Source organism: Peribacillus sp. YIM B13477 (assembly GCF_042787955.1).
In the GTDB taxonomy this organism is placed as follows: domain Bacteria; phylum Bacillota; class Bacilli; order Bacillales; family DSM-1321; genus Peribacillus; species Peribacillus frigoritolerans.
Map to the genome: position 1 here is coordinate 69,913 of NZ_JBHZPD010000010.1, position 13,056 is coordinate 82,968.

Annotated in this window: 11 protein-coding genes; 10 read left to right on the forward strand and 1 reads right to left on the reverse strand. The window is 39.4% G+C overall.

All coding sequences use genetic code 11. The annotated features are described in order from the left end of the window. Positions 1-8: 8 nt before the first annotated feature. The 3 genes from ACFX4H_RS22950 to ACFX4H_RS22960 all read left to right on the forward strand — a co-directional run bounded on the left by ACFX4H_RS22950 (position 9) and on the right by ACFX4H_RS22960 (position 2,996). Positions 9-1,019 (forward strand): carbohydrate kinase family protein, encoded by a 1,011-nt coding sequence (locus tag ACFX4H_RS22950; RefSeq protein WP_377436324.1) that lies wholly within the window; start codon positions 9-11, stop codon positions 1,017-1,019. A gap of 403 nt (positions 1,020-1,422) precedes the next feature. Beyond that, positions 1,423-2,655: an MFS transporter gene (locus ACFX4H_RS22955; protein ID WP_377436325.1), complete on the forward strand. Its 1,233-nt coding sequence runs from the start codon at positions 1,423-1,425 to the stop codon at positions 2,653-2,655. Positions 2,656-2,825: 170 nt separating this feature from the next. Next, on the forward strand, positions 2,826-2,996 hold the full coding sequence (locus ACFX4H_RS22960; RefSeq protein ID WP_225989204.1) for a DUF2834 domain-containing protein: 171 nt from the start codon (positions 2,826-2,828) through the stop codon (positions 2,994-2,996). 283 nt (positions 2,997-3,279) lie between these two features. On the opposite strand, the gene ACFX4H_RS22965 is transcribed toward ACFX4H_RS22960, so the two are convergent. Then, positions 3,280-4,206, reverse strand: coding sequence for a cation diffusion facilitator family transporter (locus ACFX4H_RS22965; protein ID WP_377436326.1), 927 nt, complete (start codon positions 4,204-4,206; stop codon positions 3,280-3,282). A 1,226-nt stretch (positions 4,207-5,432) separates the two neighbouring features. On the opposite strand from ACFX4H_RS22965, the gene ACFX4H_RS22970 reads away from it, so the two are divergent. The 7 genes from ACFX4H_RS22970 (at position 5,433) to ACFX4H_RS23000 (ending at position 13,043) form a co-directional block, all read left to right on the forward strand. Then, positions 5,433-5,636 carry a hypothetical protein gene (locus ACFX4H_RS22970; protein ID WP_063574427.1) on the forward strand — a complete coding sequence of 68 codons (204 nt, stop codon included), beginning with the start codon at positions 5,433-5,435 and terminating at the stop codon, positions 5,634-5,636. Further along, the gene (locus ACFX4H_RS22975; protein ID WP_048687535.1) at positions 5,603-6,334 is read left to right on the forward strand and encodes a GntR family transcriptional regulator; all 732 of its coding nucleotides are present in this window, start codon (positions 5,603-5,605) and stop codon (positions 6,332-6,334) included. The genes ACFX4H_RS22970 and ACFX4H_RS22975 overlap by 34 nt, the downstream gene beginning before the upstream one ends. After that, entirely contained in the window at positions 6,327-7,871 is a 1,545-nt protein-coding gene (gntK, locus tag ACFX4H_RS22980) for a gluconokinase (protein WP_377436327.1), read from the forward strand. Before ACFX4H_RS22975 ends, gntK begins: the two co-directional genes overlap by 8 nt. Before the next feature lie 18 nt (positions 7,872-7,889). Beyond that, positions 7,890-9,236 (forward strand): GntP family permease, encoded by a 1,347-nt coding sequence (locus ACFX4H_RS22985; RefSeq protein ID WP_063592314.1) that lies wholly within the window; start codon positions 7,890-7,892, stop codon positions 9,234-9,236. Between the two features lie 77 nt (positions 9,237-9,313). Further along, positions 9,314-10,717, forward strand: coding sequence for a decarboxylating NADP(+)-dependent phosphogluconate dehydrogenase (gnd, locus tag ACFX4H_RS22990; protein ID WP_377436328.1), 1,404 nt, complete (start codon positions 9,314-9,316; stop codon positions 10,715-10,717). Between the two features lie 6 nt (positions 10,718-10,723). Next, the gene (locus tag ACFX4H_RS22995) at positions 10,724-10,846 is read left to right on the forward strand and encodes a hypothetical protein (RefSeq protein ID WP_262871041.1); all 123 of its coding nucleotides are present in this window, start codon (positions 10,724-10,726) and stop codon (positions 10,844-10,846) included. Positions 10,847-12,350: 1,504 nt separating this feature from the next. After that, positions 12,351-13,043, forward strand: a complete 693-nt coding sequence (locus ACFX4H_RS23000) for a hypothetical protein (protein ID WP_241637658.1) — start codon at positions 12,351-12,353, stop codon at positions 13,041-13,043. Positions 13,044-13,056: the final 13 nt, after the last annotated feature.

Sequence of the window (13,056 nt, forward strand, 5' to 3'; positions counted from 1 at the left end):
TGAAGACATTGAAAAAGGTTTTTTGTATTGGTGAGACATTAATCGATTTTATTCCGATTCAAAAAGAAAAATCTTTAAAAGAGGTTACTGGTTTTGAACGTGTTGCCGGTGGAGCTCCTATGAACGTTGCGATTGCAATTGCAAAATACGGTGGGAATTCCGTCATGCTGACCAAGATAGCTAATGATAATTTTGGTGATTATTTAGAGGGCGTGCTTCGAGGAAATGATGTAGACACTTCCTATATTATTCGAAGTGATGAAGGTGAAACTGGATTAGCATTTGTATCTGTAGATATTTTCGGAGAAAGAAGTTTTAATTTTTACCGAAAGAATGCAGCTGATTTATTACTTTCACCAGATGAGGTGAAGTCAGAGTGGTTTAATCAAGGAGATCTTCTTCACTTTTGCTCAGTGGATTTAGTTGAAAGTCCAATGAAACAAACCCATATAAAAGTGATAGACAGATTTAATAAAATAGGTGGAATTGTAAGTTTTGACCCTAATGTCAGGCTTCCTTTATGGCCAGATGAAGAAAGCTGTCGGAGTACCATACTAAACTTCTTGCCTCTAGCGGATATTGTAAAAGTATCTGATGAAGAATTATATTTTATAACAAATATTCATACGGAAAAAGAAGCGATTGAATCCCTTTTTGTCGGTAACGTGAAAGTAGTCGTATATACAAAAGGAAGCGATGGCGCAAATATTTATTTGAAAAATGGAGAGGTATATGAAGACAAAGGATTTAAAGTAATTGTTTCGGATACAACAGGGGCAGGTGATGCATTTATCGGAGGTTTCTTATCCGAACTAGTGTCACTTGAAGTAACTAATGAAAATCTATGTGAAAGAGTGAGTGAAAATCATCAACGATTACTTACTTTTGCAAATGCAAGTGGAGCACTGACTGCTTCCGTAAAAGGGGCTATTCAGGAAGCACCCGGAAAACGCCATGTATTAAATTTTATTTCTACTCAACGGGAAACAACAAAGAGGGGGGAGAAAGAAATTTTGTAAAAAGTTTTAAAATCCCTTACTGTGTTCATTATTTATAAGGACAAGGTCTGGTTCGTCCTAGTATGATTATTAGAACTTTATGAAAGTTTCGGAAAATCGAGTGGACCTAAAAAGTAACTATCTGTGAGCATTATGAGATTGATGCATTAGCAAGTGTGGCCTCGTTTGTAGCTATCATTAACCCGCATTCCATCATTTTTTGTAACGATGAAGTTGATAAAGGAATATTAGACAAAATTGCTATAGGTAGCTCAAAATATCTCCCGTCAGAACATCTTCAATGTGTGGATTGTTTATATGGATTACAAAGTCTTGGACCTGATCTCATGATGAATGGAACAAGCAAGTAAAATAAATTGGAAAGTGCAATTGAGTACCAAATAATTAAAGGCGAGGTTTGAATATGACAACATTCCTTTTAGTCATCATTTATTTAGCTTTTATTAGCTTAGGCTTACCTGATTCATTGTTGGGGGTAGCGTGGCCTGTGATGCAGTTGGACTATGGAGCCCCGCTTGAGACTGCTGGATTACTTTTTATGACGATAGCTGGTGGTACAATTATTTCCAGTTTAGCTAGCGGAATGGTACTTAAACGGTTTGGAACTGGCAATGTCACATTTGTCAGTTGCTTACTGACTGCTGGTGCTTTGTTGGGATTTCATTTTGCTCCATCGCTTGTTTGGTTAATTGTATGTGCCATACCACTTGGATTAGGTGCAGGATCTGTTGATGCAGGATTAAACGATTATGTTGCTACACAGTATAAGGCACACCATATGAGTTGGTTACATTGTTTTTGGGGAGTCGGAGCTGCTTTTGGTCCTATCATTATGGCTCAGTTTATCTCAGAACAAAATTCTTGGAGAAATGGATATCTTGCAATCTCTGGAATTCAGTTCATGTTAACTGTAATCCTTCTCTTCACTTTGCCCTTATGGAATAGAGTGAAAAAGGAAAGCAATATAACAATAAATGAAGCGCAGGAAGATTCAAAAGGTGTATTTTATAATGAAGATGCTAAACATGTAAAACCTTTACAAATTAAAGGAGTTAAACTGGCTCTGATCTCCTTCTTGTTTTATTGTGGGGTTGAATCAACAGTGGGTCTTTGGGGAAGTAGCTTTCTGGTAAATGTCAAGGAGTTACCCGTATCGGTTGCTGCACAATGGGTTTCCTTATATTACGCAGGGATAACAATGGGGAGATTTATTACAGGCTTCATTACCTTTAAAATGAGTAACCGTACTCTCATTCGGATGGGGCAAATAATAGCATTAGCTGGTGCCACGCTTCTATTCCTACCATTGCCTTCCACTTTTTCGCTTGTAGGTTTTATTATGGTTGGACTAGGATTAGCACCGATATTTCCGTGTATGTTGCATGAAACTCCAACACGTTTCGGGAAGAAGCATTCCCAGACAATTATGGGCTATCAAATGGCTGTTGCTTATACAGGTAGTACTTTCATACCACCTCTTCTTGGCTTCATTGCATCACATTCAACAATAGGAATCTTTCCATTTTGTATTGCTGTTTTTGTTGTAGCAATGCTCCTAAGTTCAGAAAAATTAAATACCTTACTGACAAAGAATGATTTATTAACGAGGAAAGATAAAAGCTCAAAAGCATTTTAAGCATCCTCGAAATCAATCACCCTTACTTACATCGATTACCACCGAAGTAGTAGAAGCTGCACGAAATAGCTTAGTGCTTGGACGTATATAATAAAGAAACCCAGCTATTCTACTCATGTGAAGATAGCTGGGTTTTTAAAGAGGATAATGGACTTGATTTAGGTTTATAAATGGAATTATTATTCACTAACACGATATCGGCCTTTTTTGCAGTTGATTTTTTAATCTCATGTGCTGTTTTCTTGGTATTTATAAATATGGATTTGTCTTTTATCTCATATTACCGTTGGATTATCTTTAGCTCTACCTTTATCTTTGTTTTTTTGACATTCCTATATTAATAGAAAGATGGAGCATAAATTAGAAACTAAACATGTTACAGCTAAGATAAGTAAAATGTTTATTCAAGTATTTGGTGCGATTCTGTAATGCGTTAGCCGATGATTGAAGCAGTCTTTAAGGCAGCATTTTTTATGCAACTATCGGGGCAGTTAGTTGAAAAAAAGACGCGTTTTTGCTGGTGGTTACCCCTAATCCACATGAGGCCCGTGGCTCTTTAAACAAACATTCTGCCGCCGTACGAGCATATCGCCAGGCTCGCCTGCTCACTTCACTACCCTATTTTTAGTCCGCCCATTCAACATCGGTCGTGAACACAATTGTTAACCATCGATCAGTACTTTCCTCGCCGATGGCATTACCGATTTCATCACGGATTGCGTCCCACTCTTCAAGGCATTTAGCCGGCCACCCGCCAGGCACAATAAAGTATAGTTCAATTTGTTTTCCCCGGCCAACCTTTGCGACGTAAGCTCGGTAAGAAACGAAGTCGTAGCGCTTCACAAAGTCCTGTGCGACCTCGTCCACATGCTGCTTGAGTGATTGAGGGGTGATCAGCAGGACATCCGCCAAGGCCCGCTTTACCGTTGAAATCGGCAGCGGAATAATTACTAAACAGATCAGTACAAGTACTGCCGGATCAATATAGGGTGTAAGCCATTCCAAATTCGTTCCTTCAAAAGCGTATCCGATGCAAAACGCGATCAAGAGCGCAGCGGTTATGCCACCGGTCATCATCCAGGCCTTAGCGTCAAGGGCAACAAAATCCGAGCTAAGTGTCTTGTTTAAGCGTGTTTCTAAAATCGCCATGGAACAGCATGCAATCATCGTCACAACGGCATAGACGATGGCGAACCCGAACTCGAGATTGCGGCCGCCCGTCATAAGACTACCAATTGCATTAATCAATGCATAAACGGCCGCCCCCATGAGCATGACACCGTTGAGACCAAGGACGATTGGCTCCAAGTGCCAAAATCCCATTGTGAAGCGTTCACTCAATTTACCATTCTGCCTATTCGGTGCAGTGGACGAGGTAATCAACTTTGAGACAATGAGCGCCAAGACGCTCATGATTGCATCGGTCAGAGAATAGAACCCATCAAAGGTGATAGAGAACGAACCTGATAGCAGGCCGAAAATGATCCCAAAGCAAGCAACGAAGATAGTAACGCCAATGGAGGCGCGAAGTATTCTTTGTTCGGTATTCAATTTTTTTCCCCCTAGGATTGCAGCCAGAATAGCCGTAGTAGCGTTTCCTCTACTGGACGCCTACTTTAAGTGAAAACATCACCATTATCTGCTCTTTAATATAATCTCCCAACCTTTCAAGTATCATTTTTGTCTTAAGGTTCAGAGTTTATACACCCTAAAACTTTCGTGTTCTTGACTGGTTTTTGGTTTATAAAAATCGATTAGTCTAATTTGCCTCGAACAGAGATAACTTAAAACTACTTTAAATATGATAAACGATGTGCAACCATTGATTTAACAGTGATTGCCAATTTGTCATACACAAATTATTACATAAGTGGACATAGAGTGGAAGAGTTGGTTGACTAAAAGGTACATGGTATGCAAAAAGTGCCTTGGAGCATTGAATTAGCTGAGCCTATGAAATTAAAAGACGAATTAATAAAAGGAGTTAAGGTATCATGAAAGGAGTTTGATTTAACTCAAACTTCATTTAAGGATCGTCAAGATTGCAATCTTGAAGTTGGCAATGAAATTAAAATACATTTAACTAAAACTAAGTAGTCGCGTGTGTCCTTAATTCTTTAGTAAAAAGCTTCATATTACTAACTGTTCAAATTAGCGGTGCTCTACATTAATAACAGAGGTTGCATATGCAGCCTTTTTCTTTTCATATGGCAATAACGGGGCAGGTTCAAAAAAGAGATTGAATCATTGTGAATAACTATGTGGGAGTGGATGCAAAGAGTATATTCTGAGTATCAGGTTACATTTACCTGGGCAATTTTGACGATAATGCTGAAGCGATCGGGGTATTCTGCATTGTTATGAATGCTAAATTGGATTAATGCTGTGGTACAAGAGAGATTTTTCTTTTTATTTGCTATCGTTATCGGTTGGAAGGCTATGTTAATTTTTCTATTCTCCTATGTACAACGTACCTTTTAATCGGAATAAGAGGTGACAGGCATGGGGCCATCAGAAAGTAGAATGACCATATAGATAATTAATGGTGTTGTTCTGTATAATGCTGGCGGTACATCATGTAGGATATTTACCTGACGCCACCCTTAAATAAAAATAGAATTACTTTGTGTAAGTTTTTGAGAGGATAAAATAGAATGTACACCACCTTGTTAAGGAAAAGTGGTGTTTTTTTTTGTAATAGGGGGTTAATCTCTGTCTTGTTTAGTTCAGTTCAATAGTGGATTAAAAGTACACGTTTATGAACGGGGATTTTTATAATGAAAAAGGTTTTATTCCAACGTTCGCTAAAGTCAAATACTTCTAAAACGTTCGACTTTGATTATATTGGCGAAAATCCGGTTGAATTCAAAAAGCTTGCATTATTTATTATTATTATTATAAAATACTTGTATACAAGTGTACTTGAACTCTATAAGAAGGTGAATTTATGGCTGAATCAAAGGAATTTCTTTATCCTGTAAAATGGCTTTCAAAAGCTTCAGCTGGCGATCGCGTTACATCCGAGCTTAGAATGCGTATTATTTCGGGGATGATTGAAAGCGGTGCCATCCTTTCTGAAAATAAATTAGCTGCTGATTTCGGCGTAAGCCGCTCACCCGTTCGTGAAGCGTTAAAAATACTGGCCTCTGAAAATATCATCCGATTAGAAAGAATGGGTGCGGTTGTCATTGGTTTAACAGAAAAAAAGTATGCAGAAATTTATGATGTACGTATTCTCATTGAAACGTTTGTATTTGAACGTCTAGTGAGGATGAACACGAATGAATTAGTAATGGAACTTAGTAAAATATTGGAAATGATGAAAGTGTCCATAAAATACCTGGATGCGGATGAGTTTTCCTATCAGGATGTTCTATTCCACGAAACGATCATTCGCTCCATCGATCATTCCTACATCCTGATGATCTGGGATAATTTAAAACCTGTAATGGAAAGTTTGATTCTTCTATCCATGCGCAGCCGTTTTAAAGAAAAGTATGAAGACTTTACACGGATCATAAATAATCATCAGCTGTATATTGATGCGATCAAAACAAAAGATCGAGACATCATGATTAAGTCGTTACATGAAAACTTTGATGATGTTCAAGGAAAAGTTGAAGACTTATGGATGGCTCAACAGATGCTTTCAAAAGGAGTCGAACAAGAAAATGACTAGCTATATGTTAGGAGTAGACATCGGTACAACAAGTACAAAAGCTGTATTATTCACGAAAAAAGGCGATGTCATCCAGCAAGAGAATATTGGCTATCCTCTTTACACACCGGATATGACAACGGCGGAACAAGACCCTGAGGAGATTTTCCAGGCTGTTCTGAAAGCCTTTTCAAATATAACGAAGCAGCATCCAGATAAAAAACCATCATTTATTTCATTTAGCAGTGCGATGCATAGTGTTATAGCTATGGATGAAAACGACCAGCCGCTAACCGCTTGCATCACCTGGGCAGATAATCGCAGTGAAGCTTGGGCCCATAAAATAAAGGATGAATTAGATGGGCATGGAGTTTACAAGCGAACCGGAACACCGATTCACCCGATGTCACCATTATCCAAGATTACCTGGATCGTGAATGATCACCCCGAGATCGCAACCAATGTTAAAAAGTATATCGGGATTAAAGAATATATCTTTAAAAAGTTCTTTGATCAATACGTTGTCGATTATTCCCTTGCTTCATCCATGGGCATGTTGAATCTCAAAAACTTGGATTGGGATGAGGAAGCCCTAAGAATTGCTGGAGTAACGCGTGATCAATTATCTGAACTCGTACCAACAACAAAGACCTTTAACAACTGTGACGCGGATTTAGCCAAACAGATCGGGATTGACCCACAAACACCATTTGTCATTGGGGCAAGTGATGGTGTCCTTTCAAATCTAGGTGTAAACGCTATCCGGAAAGGTGAAATCGCTGTCACGATCGGGACAAGCGGTGCGATTCGGACAATTATTGACGAACCGAAAACAGACGAAAAAGGAAGAATCTTTTGCTATGCCTTAACGGAAAAGCATTGGGTGATTGGCGGGCCGGTAAACAATGGGGGGATGGTCCTTCGCTGGATTCGCGATGAATTTGCTTCTTCCGAGGTGGAAACAGCTAAAAGACTCGGAATCGACGCTTATGAAGTCTTGACCAAGATTGCCGAACGGGTAAGACCGGGCGCTGATGGATTGTTATTCCATCCATATCTTGCAGGTGAACGTGCACCATTATGGAACCCGGACGTAAGGGGTTCATTTTTCGGATTAACGCTGTCGCATAAGAAAGAACATATGATTCGAGCGGCTCTAGAGGGAGTCATTTACAATTTATACACCGTATTTTTGGCCTTAACCGAATGCATGGACGGTCCCGTGACCCGAATTCAAGCTACGGGAGGCTTCGCAAGGTCGGCTGTTTGGCGGCAAATGATGTCCGATATCTTCGAATCGGAAGTCGTGGTTCCAGAAAGCTACGAAAGTTCGTGCCTGGGTGCTTGTATATTAGGGTTATATGCAACTGGGGAAATTGATTCCTTCGAAGTGGTTTCTGAAATGATTGGCAATACCCACAAGCACACACCGAAAGCTGATTCTGTAAATGAATACAGGCAGCTGCTGCCGATTTTCATTAACCTATCAAGGGTATTGGAAAACGAATATACACAGATTGCGAATTACCAAAGAAACTTAATAAATGCTGCAAAGTAAAGACATGGGGGGATTACAATGCCATTAGTCATTGTCGCTTTAGGAATTGTCGCTTTATTAATTTTAATAATGGGCTTAAAATTAAACACCTTTATTTCCTTGATCATTGTATCGTTTGGAGTGGCTTTAGCACTTGGGATGCCGCTTGACGGAATTGTCAAAACCATTGAAGCTGGATTAGGCGGAACACTCGGCCACTTAGCGTTAATCTTTGGACTTGGGGCGATGTTAGGTAAGTTGATCGCAGATTCGGGCGGAGCGCAACGCATTGCCATGACCCTTGTTAAGAAATTCGGTGAAAAGAATATTCAATGGGCAGTCGTGGCAGCATCATTCATTATCGGTATCGCATTATTTTTTGAAGTGGGATTAGTATTATTGATTCCAATCGTATTTGCGATTTCAAGAGAATTAAAAGTTTCGATATTGTATCTTGGCATTCCAATGGTGGCGGCATTATCCGTAACACACGGTTTCTTACCGCCGCACCCAGGACCAACCGTCATCGCTGGTGAATATGGCGCAGACATTGGTCAAGTTTTACTTTACGGCTTCATCATTGCGGTTCCAACCGTTATTTTAGCTGGACCAGTATTTACGAAGATAGCGAAAAGATTAGTACCTGAATCATTTACGAAAACAGGCAGCATTGCCTCATTAGGGGAACAAAAATCTTTTAAACTTGAAGAAACACCTGGATTTGGAATCAGTGTATTTACTGCATTACTTCCGGTTATATTAATGTCAATTGCTACAATCATCACTTTGATGCAAAAAACGATGGGATTTGAAGATAATGGTTTACTGGCGGCTATCCGTTTTATTGGTGAAGCCGGTACTTCCATGTTGCTTTCCTTATTATTTGCGGTCTATTCAATGGGAGTGGCAAGAAAGATTCCAATGAAGGATATTATGGAATCTTGTACATCAGCGATCCTGCATATCGGAATGATGCTCTTGATCATTGGGGGCGGAGGAGCCTTCAAACAAGTATTGATCGATGGCGGTGTAGGTGACTATGTAGCTGAATTATTCAAAGGAACATCATTATCACCAATCCTGCTTGCCTGGATCATCGCGGCAATCCTGCGTATTTCATTGGGATCTGCTACAGTTGCTGCCTTGACGACAGCTGGTTTGGTTATTCCGATGTTAGGTCAGACGGACGTTAACCTTGCTCTGGTCGTACTTGCTACAGGAGCGGGAAGTTTAATCGCTTCACACGTTAACGATGCTGGTTTCTGGATGTTTAAAGAGTATTTTGGCTTAAGCATGAAAGAAACATTCGCAACATGGACTTTGCTTGAGACGATCATATCAGTAGCTGGATTAGGATTCATTCTATTACTAAGCTTATTTGTATAGGCTTTCCCGGCAGTAAATCCCCGACTTATGGCAGGGATTTACTGCCTATTATTCTTACATAAGAAGGAGCAGAAATAATGTTCAATACAATTGGTGTCATTGGTTTAGGGGTAATGGGCAGTAATATCGCGTTAAATATGGCTAATAAAGGAGAAAAAGTAGCTGTCTATAATTACACAAGAGATTTAACGGATCAGCTTGTTGCTGAATTGGACGGTCAGTCAATCCATCCGTATTACGAAATCCAAGATTTCGTTCAGTCTCTGGAAACGCCAAGAAAGATTTTTCTGATGGTGACAGCGGGTAAAGCGATCGACTCGGTGATCACTTCATTACTGCCTCATCTTGAATCAGGCGATATTATCATGGACGGCGGTAACTCCCATTACGAAGATACTGAACGCAGATATGATGAATTGAAATCTAAAGGATTCAGTTATGTAGGAATTGGTATTTCCGGTGGGGAAGTCGGTGCGTTAAAAGGACCTTCAATCATGCCAGGAGGAGATAAGGACGCCTATGAAAAAGTAGCTCCAATCCTGACAAAAATCGCAGCCAAAGTAAATGATGCTCCTTGCTGTACCTATATCGGTCCAAAAGGGGCAGGTCATTTTGTGAAAATGGTACATAACGGGATTGAGTATGCAGATATGCAATTAATCGCCGAAGCATATACATTTTTAAGAGAAAAATTGCATTTAGAGGTTAATGTAATTGCTGACATCTTTGAAACATGGAATCAAGGCGAACTGAAAAGTTATTTAATCGAAATCACGGCCGAAATCTTAAGGAAAAAAGATGAAGTAACGGGCTTACCATTGATCGATGTGATTCTCGATAAAGCAGGGCAAAAAGGCACAGGAAAATGGACCAGCATGCAAGCGATTGATAACGGAATACCAGCATCGATCATTACAGAGTCTTTGTTTGCGCGCTACATTTCCGCTCTAAAAGAAGAACGGGTTCATGCGGAAAACATTCTAACAGGGCCTGAGAACGTTCAGCAAAAATTAGATAAAAATGAGTGGATTGACTATATTAGGCAAGCATTATATATGGGAAAGGTTTGTGCATACGCGCAAGGTTTCACTCAATATAAAATGAGTTCTGAACTTAACGGCTGGGATTTGCCTTTGAAGGATATTGCGCTTATTTTCCGCGGCGGCTGCATCATTCGGGCAGAATTTTTAAACGTCATTAGCGAAGCCTATCAAGAGCAGCCAAATCTGGCCAATTTATTGATTTCACCATATTTCGCTGAAAAGGTAGCAAAGTACCAGGCGGGATTGCGAAAGGTAGTCTGTGAGGGAATAAATTCCGGCATCTCGTTTCCATGTTTAGGCTCTTCACTTACTTATTACGATAGTTATCGAACAGGCATCTCAAATGCTAACCTTTTGCAAGCACAACGTGATTATTTTGGTGCGCATACCTATGAACGACGTGATTTAGCAGGGGTTTTCCACACGAACTGGCAGTGATGGAAAGTGACAAAAGAAATAGTCATTTGTAATACCGTCCATGAAGTTGAAACAGGTATTTTACTTCAAAAAAGAGTTGCTTTGGCAGCTCTTTTTTCTTATGTAACAAAAGGTGCAGCTAGTGGATAAAGGAATTTAAGTCAGTGAAAAAAGATTGATTGCGTTATTTCGAACCATGGGTGAACTTCAAAATGGAAAAAGTCTTGGTGGAAAAGATTGAGGGGCAACGAATAATATTTATGGGGGAGGTTTAATACTCAGGTTGAGTGGTATATAAATGATATCGGTTTATAGCATTTAATTCTCTATTTACCTTTACAGTCGGGGTTCACAAACGTTTCTTGAATAATGTCGGCAAGTGGCACATATTCTTCTTTTGGATATTACCAAATTATTTCCGCGTGGAAAAGGAGTGATATATCATGAGGCAAATGTGTATTTACTGTTTTAAATGGGCTGACATAGATACGATGACACCAATTTTTGAACAAGGTAGAGAGTTCGTCAATTATTATTGTGAAGATTGTGTTAATGCTGTTATGGATAATTTGTTTAAACTTCCATACAAACATGCATGCGAACCATCAAGAATCCACTAGCATCAAGATGTGCGATTTAATAGTTAAGCGAGTGTGCTGGAACAGCATAACGAAAGGCCATCTCAAACGAGAAGGGCTTTTTTGTTCGGGTTTTTATTGAAAGATGAATGGGGAGCATATGTAATCATTTCAAGTTGATCTCGTTGAATAGAATGATGTTTCGAAAGCATCCTCATCACCTCAAGTTTTAATAGATCTATTTTAAATCAAAAAAGACTGTAGGCAAAAGGAGTTCTATCCAAATTTTTAAACATAGTTGATTGGAGCGGGTGTGCGAGACTCCTGCGGGAATAGCGAGTCCATGGGAGACCCCACAGGCGCAAGTGCGCCGAGGAGGCTCCCGGACCGCCCGCGGAAAGCGAGTGCCTACGTTCCAATCAACGTCTAAATTTGTACAAGCAAAAAAACTGTAGACAAACTCGATTTTCATCGAGTTTGTCTATAGTCTGAGGCCCCCCACAGTTTACTGAGGGGAGGCCTTTTCTTATCAAGGAATCCGGAGGTTTACCCTAGTCATTTCAACCCACTTAAACAACATGATCATACCGAATATTATTAAGTGGTACTCATAAGGTAGTATATCGGATTGAGGAAAAATATGAATTCGGATTAGATATAAATAATAAAAACAGTTAAAGAAACTAAGCATTTAAGGGGAAGATTAACCTGTTAAAGGAATTCTATGTTTGTTATACTCTTGACGCTGATGTTAAGTGGGAGAAAATAAAAAAAGGATTGAGCAGTAAAAAAGAGGATGTTTTACAAGAAGTCTTAAAAAGGATGGAACATTGTGAGTATTTAATAGTGAAAAGTGAAAGTAAGCATCATATTATTCATACATCTTTAATACGTTATATACGTATTTTTGATAAGAAATAAGTAATCTCACTACTGATATCTTGGTATATAAGTTATGGTTGTATTCTCCTAACAGTCTATCTGGGAGGGGATTTTTCTATGGCGAAAAAAGGGAACTTTTTCATGCATATACAGAGCGAGTATGGTTGGTTAACACTTTTGAAAGGAGTGTAAAGATGAATAAGGAATGGGATGATGGTTTTATTGAGGCATTAATGGTTTCCCTACAAGACGAAAGAGTCATTGAAAAGATACAAGCAATAGCAGAAGCGGGCTCGTATAGTCAATCGGGGGAGCATAAGGAACTGCTGAAAGAAAAAGAAAATGAAATAGCAAAACTTCAACAAGAGCTTGCCTCGAAAAAAGCAGAAATTAGTGAGTACCAAATAATGATCCACCATCTGAATGAGAAAATGGAATCCTATTATAATGAATTGCAAAAGAGAAGAGCGGACTATCGGGAAGCAGAAAAACTTTACGAAGCTGTTCAACAATTATCCGAAACCACTAAAAGTTCCTTGAAAGGAATCTTCAAGGGCGGTTCCGTGCAGGAATTTATAGTCTGTGGCGTACAATATGAAAACATTTCATCTTTGTGGGATTTTATCAAAAACGAGATTATGGAAGGACGGGAGCAGGAAAGAGAGACTTTGCTCGCCCTTTTTCTGTATTTCTTTCAAGAGTACAGTAAAACATACGATACCCCTTTATATAAAATACAGGAAGTGAAAATGAATGAGGTCTTCAGGGAGGACTTGTACATAAGGGCCCTCAATAGCAAAATATCCGGGAACATCATGGAAGTCCTGCTGCCAGGATATATAAGCATTAATGGTAAAACCATTAAAAAATCCGTTGTGAGAATCTAGCAGGCGAAACAGA